At 64.7% G+C, this 20012-nt stretch carries 16 protein-coding genes; 4 read left to right on the top strand and 12 right to left on the bottom strand.

What is annotated here, in order from left to right:
• Positions 1-84 precede the first annotated feature (84 nt).
• Positions 85-3561: an indolepyruvate ferredoxin oxidoreductase family protein gene (locus JQ627_RS33005; protein WP_212488534.1), complete on the bottom strand. Its 3477-nt coding sequence runs from the start codon at positions 3559-3561 to the stop codon at positions 85-87.
• Positions 3562-3724: 163 nt separating this feature from the next.
• On the opposite strand from JQ627_RS33005, the gene JQ627_RS33000 reads away from it, so the two are divergent.
• The 3 genes from JQ627_RS33000 (at position 3725) to JQ627_RS32990 (ending at position 7277) form a co-directional block, all read left to right on the top strand.
• Positions 3725-4678, top strand: coding sequence for a hypothetical protein (locus JQ627_RS33000; protein WP_212488533.1), 954 nt, complete (start codon positions 3725-3727; stop codon positions 4676-4678).
• A 222-nt stretch (positions 4679-4900) separates the two neighbouring features.
• Positions 4901-5605, top strand: a complete 705-nt coding sequence (locus tag JQ627_RS32995) for a cysteine hydrolase family protein (protein WP_212488532.1) — start codon at positions 4901-4903, stop codon at positions 5603-5605.
• A 4-nt stretch (positions 5606-5609) separates the two neighbouring features.
• Positions 5610-7277 carry a regulator gene (locus JQ627_RS32990; RefSeq protein ID WP_212488531.1) on the top strand — a complete coding sequence of 556 codons (1668 nt, stop codon included), beginning with the start codon at positions 5610-5612 and terminating at the stop codon, positions 7275-7277.
• Between the two features lie 56 nt (positions 7278-7333).
• On the opposite strand, the gene JQ627_RS32985 is transcribed toward JQ627_RS32990, so the two are convergent.
• From JQ627_RS32985 to JQ627_RS32940, 10 genes are all read right to left on the bottom strand, one after another.
• Positions 7334-8173 (bottom strand): carbohydrate ABC transporter permease, encoded by an 840-nt coding sequence (locus JQ627_RS32985; RefSeq protein ID WP_249143599.1) that lies wholly within the window; start codon positions 8171-8173, stop codon positions 7334-7336.
• The gene (locus JQ627_RS32980; RefSeq protein WP_212488530.1) at positions 8170-9108 is read right to left on the bottom strand and encodes a carbohydrate ABC transporter permease; all 939 of its coding nucleotides are present in this window, start codon (positions 9106-9108) and stop codon (positions 8170-8172) included. Before JQ627_RS32980 ends, JQ627_RS32985 begins: the two co-directional genes overlap by 4 nt.
• Positions 9105-10430: an extracellular solute-binding protein gene (locus tag JQ627_RS32975; RefSeq protein WP_212488529.1), complete on the bottom strand. Its 1326-nt coding sequence runs from the start codon at positions 10428-10430 to the stop codon at positions 9105-9107. The genes JQ627_RS32980 and JQ627_RS32975 overlap by 4 nt, the downstream gene beginning before the upstream one ends.
• Before the next feature lie 79 nt (positions 10431-10509).
• Positions 10510-11289: a sulfur oxidation c-type cytochrome SoxA gene (soxA, locus tag JQ627_RS32970; protein ID WP_212488528.1), complete on the bottom strand. Its 780-nt coding sequence runs from the start codon at positions 11287-11289 to the stop codon at positions 10510-10512.
• Complete coding sequence (soxZ, locus tag JQ627_RS32965; RefSeq protein ID WP_212488527.1) at positions 11286-11603, bottom strand: thiosulfate oxidation carrier complex protein SoxZ; 318 nt, start codon at positions 11601-11603, stop codon at positions 11286-11288. Before soxZ ends, soxA begins: the two co-directional genes overlap by 4 nt.
• A complete protein-coding gene (locus JQ627_RS32960; protein WP_212488526.1) occupies positions 11603-12070 on the bottom strand; it encodes a SoxY-related AACIE arm protein in 468 nt (155 codons plus the stop codon). The genes soxZ and JQ627_RS32960 overlap by 1 nt, the downstream gene beginning before the upstream one ends.
• Positions 12071-12078: 8 nt before the next feature.
• On the bottom strand, positions 12079-12528 hold the full coding sequence (gene soxX / locus JQ627_RS32955) for a sulfur oxidation c-type cytochrome SoxX (protein ID WP_212488525.1): 450 nt from the start codon (positions 12526-12528) through the stop codon (positions 12079-12081).
• Entirely contained in the window at positions 12521-13792 is a 1272-nt protein-coding gene (locus JQ627_RS32950; RefSeq protein ID WP_212488524.1) for an NAD(P)/FAD-dependent oxidoreductase, read from the bottom strand. The genes soxX and JQ627_RS32950 overlap by 8 nt, the downstream gene beginning before the upstream one ends.
• A 52-nt stretch (positions 13793-13844) precedes the next feature.
• Complete coding sequence (locus tag JQ627_RS32945) at positions 13845-16031, bottom strand: molybdopterin cofactor-binding domain-containing protein (RefSeq protein WP_212488523.1); 2187 nt, start codon at positions 16029-16031, stop codon at positions 13845-13847.
• 11 nt (positions 16032-16042) lie between these two features.
• A complete protein-coding gene (locus JQ627_RS32940; protein ID WP_212488522.1) occupies positions 16043-16492 on the bottom strand; it encodes a (2Fe-2S)-binding protein in 450 nt (149 codons plus the stop codon).
• A gap of 339 nt (positions 16493-16831) precedes the next feature.
• Between JQ627_RS32940 and JQ627_RS32935 the strand changes: the two genes are divergently transcribed.
• On the top strand, positions 16832-18454 hold the full coding sequence (locus tag JQ627_RS32935; RefSeq protein WP_212488521.1) for a B12-binding domain-containing radical SAM protein: 1623 nt from the start codon (positions 16832-16834) through the stop codon (positions 18452-18454).
• A gap of 5 nt (positions 18455-18459) precedes the next feature.
• Here JQ627_RS32935 and JQ627_RS32930 read toward each other — a convergent pair whose 3' ends face one another.
• The gene (locus JQ627_RS32930; RefSeq protein WP_212488520.1) at positions 18460-19848 is read right to left on the bottom strand and encodes an MFS transporter; all 1389 of its coding nucleotides are present in this window, start codon (positions 19846-19848) and stop codon (positions 18460-18462) included.
• Between the last annotated feature and the right edge of the window lie 164 nt (positions 19849-20012).

The following is a 20012-nucleotide window of genomic DNA, read 5'->3' as shown; positions in this document are numbered from 1 at the left end:
TCCAGTCTGTCTCCGCGGGAAGACTCTGGATTGCTTCGTCGCTTCGCTCCTCGCAATGACGTGGAGAGAGTGCGTGCCTTCCCGCTACTCCGCCGCCGCCGCAAAGCGGCTGTTCTCCAGCTCCGCTTCCAGCCGCGCCTTCTCCGCCGCCGCGAGCTTGACGTTGGCTTCCTTGACGTGGCCGAAGCCGCGGATCGTCTCGGGCACGCGTGCGAGCCGCGTCAGCAGCGGGATCTGCTCCGCCTTCAGCCCGGCCATCCGCTGGTCGATCATGCCGAGATAATCCTCGACCAGCTTCCGCTCGGTCCGGCGCTCCTCGGTGCGGCCGAAGGGGTCGAACGCGCCGCCCCGCAGGAACTTCAGCTTGGCGAGGATGCGGAAGGCGTGGATCATCCAGCCGCCGAACTCCTTCTTCTGAAGATGTCCGGTGGTCTTGTCCCGCTGCGCGAAAATCGGCGGGGCGAGGTGGTATTTCAGCGTGAAGTCGCCATCGAACTTCTCCGACACCTTCTTCGCAAAGCTGCCGTCGGTGTAGAGCCGCGCGACCTCGTACTCGTCCTTGTAGGACATCAGCTTGAACAGGTTCTTTGCCACGGCCTCGGTCAGCTCCGTGGAGGCGGGCGAGGCGGCATTCTCCGCCTTGCGTACCTTGGTCACAGCCGCGAGGTAGCGATCCGCGTAGGCCTTGTCCTGGTAGCCGGTCAGGAATTCGGCGCGCGTCGCGATGATGTCGTCGAGTGACTTCGTCGGCGCCGAGGCCCGGCTCTTGAACTGGAGCACGCTGCGCACGCGCGACATGTCGTGGGCGGCCAGCCGGCCCCAGGTGAAGGCGAGCTTGTTCATCTCGATCGCGGCGCCGTTGATCTCGATGGCGCGCAGCAGCGCCTCCAGCGAGAGCGGGATCGCGCCCTTCTGAAAGGCGAAGCCCAGCATGAAGGGATTGGTTGCGATGCTGTCGCCCATCAGCGCCGCGGCGATGCCTGTCGCGTCGATGATGTCGAGGTTCTTGTCGCCTACGGCGTCGCGCAGCACAGTCTGCATCGTGCCCATCTCGAAATCGAGATCGGGATTTTGTACGAAGCTCGCGGTCGGCTGCAGGTCGGCGTTGATGTACGCCTTGGTCACGCCACGCTCGGCGCGGCTGAGCGCGGAGGGACCCGCCGAGACGATCATGTCGCAGCCGAGAATGACGTCGGCGCCGCCGGTGGTGATGCGGACCGCGGAAATATCCTCGGGCCTCTGTGCGATGCGGACATGGCTCATCACCGCGCCGTTCTTCTGCGACAGGCCGGTGAAGTCCAGCGCGGAGCAGCCGCGGCCGTCGACATGGGCCGCCATGCCGAGCAACGCGCCGATGGTGATGACGCCGGTGCCGCCGATGCCGGTGACGAGGATGTTGTACGGTGCCTCCAGCTCGCGAGCAGGAGGCAGCGGCAGGTCGGCGAACAACTGTCCGGAGTCGACCGCCGACGTCTTCATCCGCTTCAGCGAGCCGCCATGCACGGTGACAAAGCTCGGGCAAAAGCCCTCGACGCAGGAAAAGTCCTTGTTGCAGTTGGACTGGTCGATCTGCCGCTTGCGGCCGAACTCGGTCTCCAGCGGCTGCACCGAGACGCAGTTGGAGGCCTGGGAGCAATCGCCGCAGCCTTCGCAGACGAGCTCATTGATGAAGGCGCGCTTGGCGGGATCGGGATAGAGCCCGCGCTTGCGGCGGCGGCGCTTCTCGGCGGCGCAAGTCTGGTCGTAGATGACGACGGTGAGACCCTTGATGTCGCGCAGCTCGCGCTGCACGGCATCGAGCTCGCGGCGGTGATGGATCGTCGCGCCTTGCGGGAAGTAGTTGCCCTCGGGATATTTGGTGGGATCGTCGGAGACGATCGCCAGTCGCTTCACGCCTTCCGCCCAGACCTGGTGAGCGATCTGCGCGACATTGAAGGCGCCCTCGGCCGGCTGGCCGCCGGTCATCGCGACCGCGTCATTGTAGAGGATCTTGTAGGTGATGTTGATGCCGGCGGCCGAAGCGGCACGAAGGGCGAGAAGCCCGGAATGGGTGTAGGTGCCGTCACCGAGATTCTGAAAAATGTGCTTCTCGGTGGTGAAGGGCGACTGGCCGATCCAGTTCACGCCCTCGGCGCCCATATGCGAGATCAGATCGGTGCGGCGGGTCGGCATGCTCAGGGCCATGCCGTGGCAGCCGATGCCAGCCATGGCGCGGCTGCCCTCGGGCACGCGCGTCGAGGAATTGTGCGGGCAGCCCGAGCAGAAGAACGGCGTGCGCGCGAGCTTGATCTGCGTGCTTGATGTGACGGGATTGTCGAACGCCTCGAGCCGGGCGAGGCGCTGCTCCAGGACCGGACTGTGATGCCCGAGCTTGCGCAAGCGCGCTACCAGCGCGCCAGCGACGATGGTCGGCGTCAGCTCGCCCTCGCTCGGCAGCAGCGGCGCGCCGCGCTCGTCGCGCTTGCCCGTGACGGTGGGGCGCCGGGACGCATCGATGTTGTAGAGGATGCGCATCAGTTGGTCTTCGATGAAGCCGCGCTTCTCCTCGACCACGAGTACGTCCTGAAGGCCTTCGGCAAAACGCTTCGCGCCGCTTTCCTCCAGCGGCCAGGTCAGCGCGACCTTGTAGATGCGCAAGCCCAGGTCCTGCGCGTCCTTGTCGGTGATGCCCAAATCGGCCAACGCCTGGCGGAGGTCGAGATAGGCCTTGCCGGTCGCGAGAATGCCGAGCCGGGCCGGCTTTGAATCGAGCACGATGCGGTCGAGCTGGTTGGCGCGGGCAAAGGCCTGCACGGCGGCCATCTTCGGGCCGAACAGACGTCTCTCGGCGTCCAGCGGCGGATCGGGCCAGCGGATGTTGAGGCCGCCGGGCGGCATCTCGAAATCATCGGGCAGCTTGATCTGGATGCGTTCCGGATCGCTATAGATCGACGCCGAGCTTTCCACGGTCTCGCTGATCGCCTTGAAGCCGACCCAGCAGCCGGAGAAGCGCGACAGCGCGAAGCCGTAGAGGCCGAGATCGAGATAATCCTGGAGCGTCGCGGGATTGATCACGGGGATCAATGCCGCCGCGAACACCTGCTCGCTCTGATGTGCCAGCGTCGAGGACTGGCAGCCATGGTCGTCACCGGCCAGCGCCAGCACGCCGCCGTTCAGCGAGGTGCCGGCAGCGTTGGCGTGCTTCAGCGCGTCGACCGAGCGGTCGACACCCGGGCCCTTTCCATACCAGATGCCGAACACGCCATCGACCTTGGCGCCTGGAAACAGGCCGACCTGCTGGCTGCCCCAGACGGCGGTCGCAGCCAAGTCCTCGTTCAGGCCGGGGACGAAGGCGATGTCGTGCTGCTGGAGGTGCGACTTCGCGCGCCACAGCGCGTGGTCGTACATGCCGAGCGGGGAACCGCGATAGCCGGAGATGAAGCCGCCGGTGTTGAGGCCCTGAAGCCGGTCCCGTTCGCGCTGCAACATGGGCAACCGAACCAGCGCCTGCGTGCCGGACAGGAAGATCCGCTTCGATTCGAGCCGGTATTTGTCGTCCAGCTCGACCTGCATCAGCGTCATTTCAGGAGTCCTCGTCTCTTGCTCGGCGTGGGGTTTGCGCTGCGGAAGGGAGTGCGGCGGCGCGACGCGAATTATGACAGTCAAAAGCATGGGCCGGCGAAGTCAATATCGCTGGCCGCATCCGTGGCGCTCCTGCTAGTCATGGCTGCGTGTGGAGAACATCATGATGGCGAACGCATTCGACACCGAGATCACCGAGACGGCCGAGGCGCTGATCGGCCCGTGGCGCCGGCCGCGCCAGATGCTGCAGGCGCAGACTTACGACGCGCACGCCTCGATCCACGACGATGCCACCGCGCAGAAGCTCGGCTTCAAGGGCGGCACCATCGAGGGTCCCACGCATTTCAGCCAGTTCGCCCCGCTCGGCGCGCGTCTGTGGGGGCAGGCCTGGTTCGAGACCGGTTGTCTCTCCGCACATTATCGCAGCGTCTGCTACGAAGGCGAGGAGGTGCAGGCGATCCTGTCGAAGCCGCTGCCCGGCACGCGCCAGTGCCAGATCCAGATGGTCAAGCGCGATGGCACCGAGGTGCTGCGCGGCACAGCCTCGGTCGGCGAACCGCACGCGGCGACCGCACTGGAGACACGCCTCACCGAGCTCAGGCCGCTCGCCGATCCCGTGATCCTGCGCGACGTGAAGGTGGCGCAGACCAGCAAGCGGCAGGCGGTGCGGATGGCGTTCGACCAGAGCATGGGCGACCTCTATCCGTTCTCCCTCCGGCAAAAGCTCGCCGTCATCACCGAGAACTCGCCTTACTATGCGGGCGCCGATAATCCCTGGCGCAAGGCCATCATCCCGATGGAGATGCTGAGCGTGTTGTTCCAGTACCGCTCCAAGGATGATCCGTTGCCGGCGAAGGGACCGGCCGTCGGCCTGTTCGCCGATCAGGAGATCAGGCTGGTGAAGGGGCCGCTGTTCGCCGACGAGGAATATGAAGTCGAGCGCGAGGTCGTCATGCTGTCCGGCAGCCGCCGCACCGAGAGCGCCTGGGTGAAGACGCGCGTGTTCGACAAGGCGGGCGCTGTGGTGGCGACGATGCTGCTGAACATGGCGACGCTGAAGGATTCGTATGCGCCGTATGAGAATGAATATCGGCAGCTGTACGGCGCGGGGCGGTAGGCGCGAGGCGTCGCCCCGGAATGACGAGCGGAGAGCGCTCATCCTTTAAGCAATTGCACGTCGCAAAGCCGTCGCACAGGGAATAAGCAGGCGTCGGCTTCTCGCGTAAGGTTTTGAGCACGCTACAAATTCTTCCACGCCTCGTGCTCTCCCGCAATTGTACACAATGGCACGGCGCTTGCAGAACTCCTGGCAAAGAGAGTTCTCGCGGGGACCTGCGTCATGTTGAGCTCAAGCAAGCCGACACTGGGCGTCATCAGCGCCGAGCCTGAGCCGATCAAGCTCGACTGGGCGAGCACCGCGCTTCTCATCATCGACATGCAGCGCGATTTCATGGAGCCCGGCGGCTTTGGCGAGACGCTCGGCAATGACGTCAGCCAGCTCGCGCGCGCGGTAAAGCCGATCGGGGTGGTGCTGAAGGCGGCGCGTGACACCGGCATGCTGGTGATCCATACCCGCGAGGGGCATCTGCCCGATCTTTCCGACGCGCCGCCCGCAAAAGTCGAGCGCGGCGCGCCGTCCTTGCGCATCGGCGATCCCGGCCCGATGGGGCGCATCCTCATTCGTGGCGAGGCCGGCCACGACATCATTCCCGAGCTTTATCCGCTCGACAGCGAGGTCGTGATCGACAAGCCCGGCAAGGGCGCGTTCTACGCCACCGAGCTCACCGACGTGCTGGAGAAATACGGCATCGAGAACTTGCTCGTCTGCGGCGTCACAACGGAAGTGTGCGTCAACACCACCGTGCGCGAGGCCAATGACCGCGGCTATCGCTGCGTCGTCATGTCGGACGGCTGTGCGTCCTACTTCCCCGAGTTTCACGAGATGGGCCTGAAGATGATCAAGGCCCAGGGCGGCATCTTCGGCTGGGTCGCGGACTCAGCCGCAGTACTGGAGGCAATGAAGACTTCGACCACACAGGGGTAGTGTCATGAGCACATTGACGGGGACGGCCGGCAAATCTGAGAGCAATACGTCCGAATTCAAGCCGGCACTATGGACATCGGGCGACTGGAACGCGTTTTTCGGCTTCGGCACCAACATCCTCGTCAACATGCTGGTGCTCACAGGCCTGCTGCGCTTCGTGCTGAAGATGCCTGATGGTCTCGTGTTCGGCCGCATCCTGCCGGCACTCGGGCTGATGATGTGCCTGTCGACCTTCTACTACGCATACCTCGCCTATCGTCTCGCGCAGAAGACCGGCCGCAACGACGTCTGCGCGTTACCGTCGGGCGTCAGCGTGCCGCACATGTTCATCGTCACCTTCGTGATCATGCTGCCGATCACGCTGAAGACCGGCGATCCGCTCAAGGGCTGGTCGGCGGGCCTCGTCTGGGTGTTTTTCCAGAGCTTTATCCTGATGATCGGCGGCTTCATCGCACCGTTCATCCGCAAGATCACGCCGCGCGCGGCGCTGCTCGGCACGCTCGCCGGCGTCTCCGTCACCTTCATCTCGATGCGTCCGGCGTTAGAGATGTACATGACGCCGCAGATCGGCCTGGTCTGCTTCGCCATCATCCTGGTGAGCTGGTTCGGCGGCGTGAGATATTGGCGCGGCATTCCCGCGGGCCTCGTCGCGATCGCGGTCGGCATGGTCATCGCCTGGGGCTCGAACCTGTTCGGCCTCGGTCTCGGTGGGCTGAGCGTCAAGGGCGTCGGCGACGCTTTCGCGAATTTCGGCTTCTCGGTGCCGATCCCGGCGGTGGGCTACGTCTTCTCCGGCTTCGAATTCCTCGGCATCATCCTGGTTACCGCCATTCCGTTCGGCATCTACGACCTCGTCGAGGCCATGGACAATGTCGAGAGCGCGGAAGCGGCCGGCGACGAATATCCGACCACGCGGGTGCTCACCGCCGACGGCGTCGTCAGCCTGATCGGCTGCCTGATGGGCAACCCCTTCATCAACGCCGTCTATATCGGTCATCCCGGCTGGAAGGCGATGGGCGGCCGCATCGGCTATTCGGCTGCGACCGGCATCATGGTGGTGGTGCTGGCCTGGTTCGGCATCATCTCGGTGCTGCTGGCACTCGTGCCCGTCGTCGCGATCTCGCCGATCCTGCTCTATATCGGCATGCTGATCGGCGCGCAGGCGTTCCAGACCACGCCGGTCAAGCACGCGCCCGCGATCGTGCTGGCGCTGACCCCACATCTTGCCGCCTGGGCCAAGCTCCAGATCGACACGATGCTCGGCTCGACCATGATGGCGGCGACCTCTGTCGGCGGTCTCGCCGCCGACAAGGCCGACGCGGTCAAGGCTGCGGCGATCGCAGCATTGCCACAGCAAGGCGTGTTCTATCACGGTTTGGAAGTGATGGGCGGCGGCTCCATCCTCGGCGGCCTCATCCTCGGTGCAATCGGCGTCTTCATCATCGAGCGCGATTTCGAGAAGGCCTCGGCCTTTGCGCTGGTCGGTGCCGTGCTGACTTACTTCGGCTTCATGCACGGAGAAGCCGTCGGCATCGGCGGCGGCTTCGGCGTCACGCCCGCGGTTGCGTTCGCCTACGCGGTGATGGCGGCGGGACTGTTCGCGGCCAGCAGGCTCGGCACCACCGAGCACTACGCCGCCCATCCGGAGATGCACGCCGCGCCTGCGGAGTAGGTCCGGGAAAACATGAAACGCAGCCGGGCGATGTCGTGTCCCGGCTGCTTCATTTGCTAACCGCCCTTGACAGCCCCCGCGGTGAGCCCGGCGACGATCTGCCGCTGGGCGAGCACCGTCAGCAGCAGCACCGGGAAGGTGACGATCAGGGCGGCGGCCGCCAGCGGACCCCAGCTCAGCTGGTCGAACGAGATCATGTTGTAGACTGCAACAGGCAGAGTGCGCGTCTCGCGTCCCGCCAGCACGATACCGAACACAAAGTTGTTCCAGGAGAAGATCACGGCGAGGATGAAGGCGACCGCGATGCCCGGCCGCGCGATCGGCAAGGCCACGTGTCGAAACACCTGCCAGCGCGTAGCACCGTCGATGAGGGCGGCTTCTTCGAGCTCCATCGGCGTGGTCTCGAAATATCCGATCATGATCCAGATCACGATCGGCACCGTCACGACGAGATGGATGATGATCTGCGGCACCAGCGTGCCGAGCAATCCCAGCCACTGGAACAGCAGGAACAGCGGGATCAAATAGGACAGGCCGGGCGTGATGCGGGCGATCAGGATCACGATCGCGGATTTGTGCGCGGCCATGCGCGCGATACCGTAGCCGGCGGGGACGCCGACGAGCAGTGCCAGCGCGGTGGCGCTGCCGGTGACGATCAGACTGTTGACGAAATAGGTCAGGAAGCGGTTGGAGGCGAGTACGTCGGCATAGTTCTTCCAGGCGAAGTGCTCGGGGATGAACACCGGCGGGTAGGCGGCATTGTCGACCTCGAATTTGAGCGACAGCGAGGCCATCCAGAGGAAGAACAGGATCGCCGGCGACACGATGACGAACACCGAGAGCCACAGGCCGATCCTGCCGATGATCTGACGCAGGTTGATTTGACTTGGGTTCATGCGCCCCTCGCGATCTCGGTCCACAGCATGCGCTGGCGGGCATAGAGCATCACCGCCGCGAGCAGGACGATCAGCAGGAAGAACACCACCGCGATCGCGGAGCCGTAGCCGAGGTCGTAATAGGTGAAGGCGACGCTGTAGAGATAGATGTTGATCGTCTCCGACGCTGAGCCCGGTCCGCCCTGCGTAATCGCGAAGATGATGTCGAAACTCTTCACTGCGTCGATCATGCGGATCATGCCGGCGATGAACAGGAACGGCATGATCAGCGGCAGCGTGATGAACCGGAACACCTGCCAGAAGCTGGCACCGTCGATCTGCGCGCTCTCATAGGGCTCGGTCGGGATCGCAGCGAGGCCGCCGAGCACGATCAGCATGACCAGCGGCGTCCATTGCCAGGTCTCGACCAGCACGAGCGAGGGAATGACGGTTGCGGGGTGAAAGACCCAGAGCTGTGCCGGGATCCCGACCAGCGACAGTAGATAGTTCAGCACGCCGAGCTGCGGGTGGAACATCATGGTCCAGACCAGCGCGATCGCGACGGGTGTCGCCATCATCGGCATGATGAAGATGCCGCGCAGGAAGCCGCGGCCTGCGAATTTCTGGTGAAACACCACGGCTGAGAGCGTGCCGAGGATCAGTGGCAACACCACCGACAGCACGGTGTAGACCAAGGTGTGGCCAACCGCCTCGAGAAAACGGGGATCACTCGTCAGCCGCAGATAGTTGGAAAACCCGACGAAGGTGGTCGGCGAGCCGACCTTCCATTCGTTCATGCTCATCCAGATAGTGAAGACCCACGGGAAGATGATGATGGCGAGCACGACGACCAGCGCCGGCACCACGAACGGCCAGTAGGACGGCGGCCGCAACTCCTTCTCCGGCGCGACACCAGACTGTGCCGCGGCCGGAGTCGATTGTGTCAACGCACTCACGCTTTTTCGCTGCGCTCCAGGATCGGCCGAAACTGGTCGTGGGCCTTCTTCAACTCCGCAGCAGGGTCCGTGCCTGCAAGTGTCGAGGTGACTGCGGCGCCGACAAGATCACGGAATTCGGCGACCGGGATGATCACGGGAAGGCCAAGCTTGCTGATCTTGGCGGAGTCGATCACCGATTGCAGCCACTCCTTGGGCATCTTCACGCCACTCTGGACCTCGGTGTCGTTCAGGATCGAGTTGCGGAACGGCACGCCGCCGCCAGCCTGCAACAGCCGCGCGCCCTGCTTCTTCGAGACCACCCACTGGCAGAGCAGATAGGCGGCTTCCTTGTTCTTGCTCGCCGCGGCAATTCCGATGCCGTCGCCATAGGTGGCCGAATATTGCCCCTTCGGCCCGGCCGGGACGACGGTGTAGCCGACCTTGCCGACCACGCGCGAGGCGGCGGGGTCCTCCAGCGGCGGCGCCCAGCCGACGCCGTCGATCCACATCGCCGAACGCCCTTGCGTAAACGAGGCCATCGACTCCATCCAGTTGAAGCCGGCGACGCCGGGCGGGGCGACCTTCGTCAGCAGCGTCTGGTAGATCTTTGTCGCCTCGATTGCTTCGGGACCGTCTGTCAGGATGTTGCCTTTGGCGTCGAGGAATTCGCCGCCGCAATTGAGGAAGAAGTTCGTCCACAACGTCATGTTGGCGTTGCGCAAGCCCCGTCCGACGAAACCGTAGGTCCCGTCCTTGGTATCGGTCAGCTTCTCGGCGGCCGCGATCATCTCGTCGAAGGTTTTCGGGACAGCGACGCCCTTCTTCTGGAACAGTTCCTTGTTGTAGTAGAGGATGAAGTAATCGACCGACCAGGGCAGCGACAGCATCTGGCCCTTGTCGTTCTTGGCGTATTGCAGGCCGGCGGCCGAGAAATCGCTCTCCACGAGATCGGGCGCGGTCAGCGTCGAATCCTTCATGAAGGGCGTCATGTCCGCGAGCCAGCCGGCTTTCTCGAACTGCCGCTTCTGCACGTGATAGCTGAGATGGACGACATCGAAGCTCGGCCGGCCCGAGGTCAGCTCGATCACCACTTTCTGGCGCTGCTGCTGCTCGGGGATCTGTTCGGATTCCACCTGGATGCCGGTGAGTTCGGTGAACTCCTTGATGTTCTTTTGCAGGTTGTCGCCGCGCGGACCTTTGGCAAGGATCACCTCCAGCTTGGTCCCGGCGTATTTCTTCCAGTTGACCTCGGCGCGTGCCGGTAGTCCGGTCAGGCTGAGCGCGCCAGCCGCGGCGGTGCCCGTCAACAGCGTGCGGCGCGAGATGTTATGGTTGGCCACGTCGGTCCCTCCCTCTGATTCAATTTCTTTGGGAGGGATACTAGCGGCCGTTCCACGCCTGCCTAGTCCTAATCTACGATCAGGGGCGCACCGCCGGCGCTTCCATCGGCATTCCGCGGGCTCTCGACATCAAAAAGAGTTCGAGCGCGACCAACTCGGGCGAACCGTAATCGTAGGCCTGGGCGCGGACGCCGGTCATGCAACTGCGCAACCGACGCTCGATCGATCCCAGCGTCTGCCACTCCAGGCGGTAGAGCGGATAGCCGGTCGGCTGTCCCTGCGTGATCGGTGCGCCCGCAAGACGCTTGTCGAAGTTGTCGTCGTGGCAACTGGTGCAGGCGAGGTTGAGCTGGCCCTCGCGCTGCATGAAGAGATCGCGGCCCTGCGCCACGAAAGGTTTCAGCTCCGGATCATCGCCGGCCGTGATCGCGACGCCGCGGGACTGGTGGGCGATGAAGGCGGACAGCGCCAAAAGATCGCGGCTCTCGTAGGGCAGCGCCGCCGCCTGCTGATGATTGGTGCGGCAGAGGTTAATGCGTTGATCGAGGGTGACGGGACGCGCCAGCGCCTTGTCGAAGGCCGGATAGCGCGCCGCGACGCCCTTCATGCTGGTCGTTGCATCGCCATGGCAGTCAGCGCAGGCCTTGTCGAGGTTGCCGGTCTTCTTCGCCCAGAGCGCCTCGCCGTCGAGCACGAAGAGCATGCCCGGATTGGACGTGTCGTCATCCTGCATCGCGCGCGTGTCCGGCCCCATGAACGAATAGCCGGAGCGGCGCGCATCCGGCGGAATCTCGCCGGCGAGCAGGGCAGGGGCCACGACAAGCAGTATTGTCGCCGCTATCGCGCGTCCAAAAATCATTCGACCGTGATCGATGCCGATGCGGTCGACGAATAGCCGTTGTCGCCGATCCATTCGAACTCGAGCTTGCCGCTCTCCTTCGCGACCGTGAAGAAGGACAGGTACGGATTGGCCGCGATCGCGGGAAACAGGTCGGCGCGAAATATTTCAGTGCCGTTGTAGCGGCAGGTGAAGCTCGTGATGATGTCGCGTGGCACCAGGGTTCCGTCCGCGGTGTGGCGGAAGCCGGTCTCCATGATATGCGAGGTCAGCGTGCGGATCTCGATGGTGTCGCCGCGTCTGGCCTTTGAGGGAACGTTGATGAGGGCGGCCATCAGTTCATCTCCTCGGTACATGCGGCCAGCGTCACGACGATGTCGGCGGCAACCTGCCAGAACGTGTCGTCGGACAGGCGCGCGATTGCCACCACCTTCTGGGTGTCGGCGAGCCTGATCCGGGTCGAGACCTGGGCGCGGCCGGAGGAGGGGCCGAGATAAAAATTGCCGATGTTCGGCTGCGGGTTCTTCTCGTTGAAGATGTGGATGCTCTTGACGTAGTCATTCGCCGTCATCGGGCTTGCGACGCTCACCGTCATCGGCACGGTGTTGCCGTTCTCGACCAGCGGCGGAATGTCGAGCTTCACCTTGCCGGTGCGAATTTGGGCCTCGCCGACGACGTTGCGGATGGCGGGGTTGAGCATCGCGGGCGTCGCTTCCAGCGGCCGCAGCGTGACGATCGGGATCGTCCCGGCGACCGTCACGCTTCCGGCAAGGCTCAGGAATTGTCGTCGCGTCGTTGGCATGAACAGTCCTAGTCCCGAAGTGTTACCAGAAAGGCCACGATGTCTTCGATCTCCGCGGCGGATAATATCGGCTTGCCGGCAAAATTGCGCCCGACCCGGACCAGCCCGTCGTTGCGATAATAGGACGGCATGATGGTCTGCGGGTTGTAGCGCGATGCATCGACCAGCCGCAGCCGCAACTGGCCCGCCGACCACCAGTTCCCGGTGCCGGTCAGATCGGGCGCGAGGTCACCCTGGAACTTCACCTCCGGGAACGGACCGGAATGACAGAGGATGCAGGTCGTGGTGCGTGCCACCACCAGCGCGCGTCCGCGCACGGGATCGCCCGGCGCGCCCGTGAGTGGCTTCGGGATGGTGTCACCGATGATCTTGTAGGGCACGAGCTCGTCCGCTCTTGCTCCGCAAGCCAAGACAGCGGCGGCGATCAGCGCTGCGATATGGAGGGATGCTCTAGCCAAAGGTGTCCGCCGTGATGGTTTGAAACCAGCGCTCGGCTTCAGTCGCCTCGCGGGCGCGAAGCTCGCGCGGCGCATCGACCGGGCTGGTCGCGCCGCCTTCGACCTCGGCAAAGATGTCGCCCTTGGGCTGGTAATTGCCGGCAAGCGAAAAGCCGTAACCGGGCGCGACGGTGTTATAGCAGACGCCGGTCAGCCGCGGCGCCTCCGGCGCACGACCCGCGAACAGGTTGATGATGGCGGCGGCGCAAGCCTTGCCCTGCGCACTCGCGGCCGACGCCGATTTTGGAATACCGCCGCCGAGGCAGGCGTCGCCGATGACGTGAACGTTTTTGACGAGTTTTGACTCGAAGGTAACGGGATCGATCGGACACCAGCCGGTGGCATCCGCAGCGCCCGCGATCTCGGCAATGCTGCCCGCACGCTGCGGCGGAATGACGTTGGCGACATCAGGCGTGTAGTTGCCGAACTCGGTAATGATGGTCTTGGTCGCGGGATCGACCGAGGTGGCGCGGCCGCCTTGCGACAGTGCCACGCGCTCGATCATGTCGCCGTAAAGCTCTTTCCACGCCTTCTCGAACAGCCGCTGCTGCGAAAAGTTGTCCTTGGCATCGAGGATCAGGACCTTCGAGCGCGGCTTTTTGGTCTTCAGGTAATGCGCGATCAGGCTGGCGCGCTCGTAAGGTGCGGGCGGACAGCGCGAGGGATTGGCCGGGATCGCGATGGCCACCGTGCCGCCGTCTTCCATTGCCTCCAATTGCCTGCGCAACAGCAGCGTCTGCGCACCGGCCTTCCAGGCGTGCGGCATGATCTCCGCCGCTGCCTCGTCGTAGCCGGGCAAGCCCTCGAAATGAAAGTCGATGCCGGGCGAGAGCACGAGGCGGTCGTAGGGCAGCGCAACACCATCGGCGGTCAAGACGCTGCGTTGTTGCGGCTCGATGGTGGTCACGGCCTGCCGGATCACGGTGATGCCCTCGGCGGCCAGCGTGTCATAACCAAATTGCTGTGCTTCGATGTCGCGCAGGCCCGCAACCACCTCATTGCTGAAGGGGCAGGAGGTGAAGACCGCATTGGGCTCGATCAGGATGACCTGCAAGCTTCGTTGAGCACGCTTGAGCGCGCGCGCGCAAGCGGCACCGCCGAACCCACCGCCGACCACGACGATGCGGCCTGCCGATTGTGCGTGCAGGATCGAGGGGACGGCGAGCGATGTGGCCACAGCAGTGATGCCGAGGATGGCATCCCGCCGTGTCACCGGCGCATTCATGAGTCTTGTCCGGAAAAGGCCGCGGCGGCCGGTGCGGCCGCCGCGGCTTCTCTTACGCGAAGGTGATGTTCTGGTCGCGCAGCGGCACCGAGCGGATGCGCTTGCCCGTGGCTGCGAAATAGGCGTTGAGCACCGCTGGCGCCGCGACGCCGATGGTGGGCTCGCCGACGCCGCCCCAGAATCCGCCGCTCGGCACCATCACCGATTCCACCTTCGGCATCTCGTTGATGCGCATCGAGTTGTAGGTGTCGAAGTTGGTTTGCTCGATCTTGCCGTCCTTGACGGTGCAGCCGCCATAGAACAGCGCGGAGAGGCCATAGACGAAGGAGCCGGCGATCTGCCGCTCCACCTGCGCCGGATTGACGACGTAGCCGGGATCGGTGGAGGCGACGATGCGATGCACCTTGATCTTGTTGCCGTCGGTCACCGAGATCTCGGCGGCGCCGGCAACATAGCTGCCATAGCCCATCACCTGCGCAATGCCGCGATAGACGCCCTGCGGCGCCGGCTTGGTCCAGCCGATCTTCTCGGCCACGGCATTGAGCACCGCCAGATGCTTGGGATGGTTGCCCATCAGCTTGCGACGGAATTCGAGCGGGTCCTGGCCTGCGGCCTGGGCCAGCTCGTCCATGAAGCATTCCATGTAGATCGCGTTGTGATTGACGTTCACGCCGCGCCAGAAGCCGGGCGGAACGTGCGGGTTGCGCATCGCATGCTCGATCAGGAGGTTCGGCACCGAATAGCCGAACGCGGCTTCGCCGGACTGGGCAACGCCCTGGAATGCGGCCGGATCCATGCCGTTCTGCAGCGCTTCGGGGCGGAGCGAGAACAGGATCGACTGCCCGGACAGACGGTAGTGCAGCGCCACCAGATTGTTGTTGGCGTCGAACGCGCCGGTCATCTTGCACTGGGTGATCGGGTGATACCTGCCGTGCGCCATGTCCTCTTCGCGCGACCACAACAGCTTGATCGGCGTGCCCGGCATCTGCTTGGCGATCAACACCGCCTGGCGGACATAGTCGGTCTGGCCGCGCCGGCCGAAGCCGCCGCCGGGCATCACCTTGTGCACGTCGCACTTCTCCGCCGGCAGGCCCGAGGCTTCCAACGTGGCCGCGAAAGCCGCCTCGCCATTCTGCGTGCCGCACCAGACCTCGCACTTGTCCGCCGTGTAGAGCGCGGTGGCGTTCATCGGCTCCATCGTGGCGTGGTTCTGGTAGGGGTAGTTGTAGACGGCCTCGACCTTCTTGGCTGCGCTGGCGATCGCGGCCTTGGCATCGCCGTTCTTGTTGCCGACATAGGCCGGCTGGTCGTTGTCCAGGCCCTCCGCGAGCCACTTCGCGATCGACTCGCTGGAGACCTTGGCGTTTTCGCCCTCGTCCCAGACGATCGGCAGCGCTTCCAGCGCGGTCTTGGCGTGCCACCAGGTGTCGGCAACGACCGCAACCGCGGTGTCGCCGACCTTGACGACCTTCTTGACGCCTTTCATGCCGACGATCTTGGCTTCGTCATAGCTCTTTAGCTTGCCGCCGAACACCGGGCAGTCCTTGATCGCGGCGTTCAGCATGCCGGGCAGCTTGACGTCGATGCCATAGATCATCGTGCCGGTGGTCTTGTCGGCGGTGTCGAGCCGCAGCAGGCCCTTGCCTGCGATGGTCCAGTCCTTGGGATCCTTGAGCTTGACGTCGGCCGGGGGCGTCAGCTTGGCGGCGGCTTCGGCGACCTTGCCGTAAGTCGTCGTCTTGCCGGATGCCTTATGGGTGATGACGCCCTTGGCAACTGTGCATTCGGAGGCCGGCACCTTCCACTCGTTCGCGGCGGCCTCGATCAACATCACGCGCGCGGTGGCGCCGCCCTTGCGGACATAGTCCTGCGACGAGCGGATGCCGCGGCTGCCGCCGGTCGAGAAATCGCCCCAGACGCGCTTGCGGGCGACGCTCTGGCCGGGGGTCGGATATTCGGTCGTGACCTTCGACCAGTCGCATTCGAGCTCCTCGGCGACCAGCTGGGCGAGGCCGGTGAGCGAGCCCTGGCCCATCTCGGAGCGGGCGATGCGGATCACGACGGTGTCGTCGGGTCTGACTACGACCCAGGCGTTGACTTCCGGCGAGCCGTCGGCCGCGCGGACCACGGCGGGGCCACCGAAGGGGAGATCGAGCCCGATGGCGAGGCCGGCGCCGACCGCGGCGGTGCCGACGACGAAGGCGCGACGGTTCATCTTGGGAGAAACATGCTTGTTCATAGGGCGGCTCCTCAGGCGCTGGCGATCGTGTGGATCGCTTCGCGCACCTGCTGGAAGGTGCCGCAGCGGCAGATATTGGTGATGGCCTCGTCGATATCGGCGTCGGTCGGCTTCGGCTTCTCGCTCAGCAGTGCCGCCACGGCCATGATCATGCCGCTCTGGCAATAGCCGCATTGCGGGACGTCCTGGGCTATCCAGGCCTTCTGCACCTTGTGCAGCGTGTCGCCGGCCGCAAGCCCCTCGATCGTGGTGATCTTCTTGCCTTCGGCCTCGCTGACCGAAACCCCGCAGGAGCGGATGGCAACGCCGTCCATGTGAACGGTGCAGGCGCCGCATTGCGCAATGCCGCAGCCATATTTAGTGCCGGTCAGGCCGGCATTCTCACGGATCGCCCAGAGCAGCGGCGTATCCGGCTCGACGTCGAGCGTGAAAGTTTTTCCGTTGATTGTTAGGTTTGCCATCGCAGTCCCCTGATTGGCCCAATCCACCGATTAGACTCAGGGAACAATGTGTCTGGCAAATTGGAACTGTTCAAATCAATAGTCCGAGGGCTGGCCAATGAAGATTTTGCCGGCCGGGGGATGATCGTGGGCAGGGATGGTGTTACATGCGGCCGCCGGCGGCTCCTCGGGGCCGGGCGGCTTAGCGACACCTCCGTCGGCGCCAGTGCGCAGCTTGAGACGACGTGAATGCCGGCTCCAGGGCCGATCGGCGCTGCACTGCGGCGACAGTTTGTCCCTTTTCCCGGGGTGCAAGACGGCAATGCTTTGCTACACTGCACCCGATTCAAAAGGAGTTCCATGAACGTGGCGACCCCCTGCAATGTGCTGATGCTCTATCCGCGCTTCCTCGCGGAGTCGTTTTGGAGCTTTGGTGAGTCCTGCAAGCTGATGGGCGTGCGGCGTCCCGCCGCGCCTCTGGGCCTGATCACGGTCGCCGCGATGTTGCCGAAGGACTGGACGGTCCGGCTAATCGACTGCAACACCCAGCCCCTTGGCGACGAGGATCTCGCCTGGGCCGATGTCGTATTCACCGGCGGCATGCTGCCGCAGCAGGCCGATACGCTGCGCCTGATCGAACTCAGCCGCGCCGCCGGCAAGCCGGTGGTCGTCGGCGGACCCGATCCCACCTCCAGCCCGCACATCTACGAGAAGGCCGACTTCCGGGTGCTCGGCGAGGCCGAGGGCGTCATCGACGAGTTCATCGCGGCCTGGGAAAGCGGGACCCGCTCCGGCGTCTTCACTGCGCCGAAATTCCAGGCCGACGTGACAAAGACGCCGGTGCCACGCTTCGATCTCCTGAAGTTCGAGGACTATCTCTACCTCGGTGTTCAGTATTCGCGCGGCTGTCCGTTCACCTGTGAGTTCTGCGACATCATCGAGCTCTACGGCCGTGTGCCCAGGACCAAGACGGTCGAGCAGATGTTCGTCGAGCTCGATACGCTCTACCGGATGGGCTACCGCGGCCATCTCGACTTCGTCGACGACAATTTCATCGGCAACAAGAAGTCGCTGCGGCAGTTTCTGCCCCAGCTCGCCGAATGGCAGCGCGCGCACGGCTATCCCTTCGAATTGTCCACCGAGGCCTCGGTCAACCTGGCCGACGATCCCGAGCTATTGGAGCTGATGGGCGCGGCCAATTTCTTCGGCATCTTCGTTGGCATCGAAAGTCCGGACCCTGCAACGCTGGTCGCGATGCGGAAGAAGCAGAACACGCGGCGCAACATCGCCGAGAGCATCCACAAGATCTATGCCGCCGGCATGCTCGTCACTGCGGGCTTCATCGTCGGCTTCGACAGCGAGAAGGTCTCGATGGCGGAGGCGATGATCGATTTCATCGAGGAGGCCGCCATTCCCGTCGCCATGGTCGGCCTGCTCTATGCCTTGCCGAACACGCAGCTGACGCGGCGCCTCGAGCGTGAAGGCCGGCTGCATCGGGGCCACGATCTGGCGCCGACCATCGGCGCCGATCAGTGCACGGACGGCATCAACTTCGATACGCTCCGCCCGTTGCGCGACATCCTGACGGACTACAAGCGGGTGCTGGAGCACATCTACAGCCCCGCCGCCTACGCAGGACGCGTCGACCGCCTGATGACGCTGCTCGACCGATCCAGGCAACGCCCCGAGCTCGCCGAAGGCGACATCCGCTCGCGGGTCGGGGCGATGGAGACGGTGCACCGCGTTGTCACCGCCCTTCCCGAGGCGCGCGGGCCGCTGTGGCAGACCTTCATGAACTGCGCCAAGCGCGACACCTCATCGGCGCGCATTGCCGTACAGATGATTGCCGCCTATGCGCATCTCGGGCCGTTCTCGCGCAAGGTCATCGAAGCCATCGACGGGCGCCTCGCTGCGCTCGACGAGGAACCCGTCGTCGCGGCGGCAGCGACGATCGACGCAACGGCCGCCCGGCATCTGGCCTGAGGGCCTTACTTCACCGCCAGCCGCAGGAAGCTCATCACGGCACCGAGCGCGGCAAAGCCTGCACCTAACGCAAGTGCGACCGTCGCGCCGTTGTGCCCGACCATGGCAAAGCAGGCCGCGGCGAGTGCCGCGCCGGTTGTCTGCCCGGTCAGGCGTGCCGTTGCGACGATGCCCGAGGCGCTGCCGCTCCGATGCGGCGGCGCGCTTCCCATCAGCGCCTTCATGTTCGGCGCCTGGAAGAAGCCGAATCCCATGCCGCAGATCATGATCCGCCAGACGATATCGGGAATGCCGGGGTTGGCGGGAAGCAACGCGAGCAGCGCCATGCCGATGCCGAGCAGCACCAGGCCGATGCCGCCCAGCAGTCCGACCGGATGGCGGTCGGAGAGGCGCCCTGCGATCGGCGCCATGATGCCGACCACCAGCGGCCACGGCGTCATGAAGAAGCCGGTTTCGACCTGCGAGCGTCCCAGCACGTCCTCGAAATAGAACGGCAGCGAGACGAAGGCGAGACCCTGCACGGCGAACGAGCACACCGCGGTCGCCGCCGACAGCGCGAACATCGGCCGGCTGAACAGGTCGATCGGCAACATCGGTGCCGGATGGTCGGCGTGACGGCGCGTCAGGATGAAGCCGAGCGCGATGGCCGCGACCAGCTCGATGCCGACGACAATTGGCGACAGATTGTGCGCCGCGCTGCCGATGCCGGTGATGAACAGGCCGAGGCAGGCGGCGGCGAGGAGCGCGCCGAGAAAGTCGAAGCCGTGATCGGCGCGCGGTGTCTTCGGCAGCATCGCAAAGCCGATGCCCGTGGCGACGAGGCCGAACGGGATGTTGACGGCGAACAGCCAGGGCCACGGGCCGAGCGCCAGGATCGCCGAGGCGATCGACGGGCCGAAGGTGAAGGCGGTCGCGACCACCAGCGCGTTGTGGCCGAAGCCGCGGCCCTGCATCCTTCCGGGATAGACGAAGCGCACCAGCGCGGTGTTGACGCTCATGATGCCGCTGGCTCCCAGGCCCTGCAGCGTGCGCGCGACCAGCAGACTGTCCAGCGACCACGCCACCGCGCAGAACAGCGAGGCGATGGTGAACAGGATCAGGCCGCCGAGATAGATGCGCTGGTGCCCGACGATCTCGCCGAGCGCCCCTAACGGCAGCAGCGTCGCCACCAGCGCGATCTGGTAGACGTTGACGACCCAGACCGACTGCTCCGGCGTGACGTGCAGGTCGGCGGCAATGGCGGGCAGCGCGATATTGGCGATCGCAGTGTCGAGCGAGGCCATCGCCAGCGCGGTGAAGATGGCGGCGATCGCCCAGCGCCGCTGCGTGGCCGGAAGGCCGTCGGCAATGGGATGGTCAGGCTCGCGCGCGGCGGCAGGTAACGTGATTGTCATTGCCTTGCGCGTTGCTCCGACGGCGTGGCTAAAGGGGAGTTTGGCATGTACTACGCCGAAGCCGGCTTCCACAGGCATATGCTTGCATGCTGTGTATGCGCGAAGGTCAGGCGATGCGGCCGGCGGCTAGCGTATGATCGCGCCGGCTGCAATTTTGGGGAAGC

It is taken from the genome of Bradyrhizobium liaoningense (assembly GCF_018130785.1).
Lineage (GTDB): Bacteria > Pseudomonadota > Alphaproteobacteria > Rhizobiales > Xanthobacteraceae > Bradyrhizobium > Bradyrhizobium liaoningense_A.
This window is presented reverse-complemented; position numbering and strand designations above follow the sequence as displayed.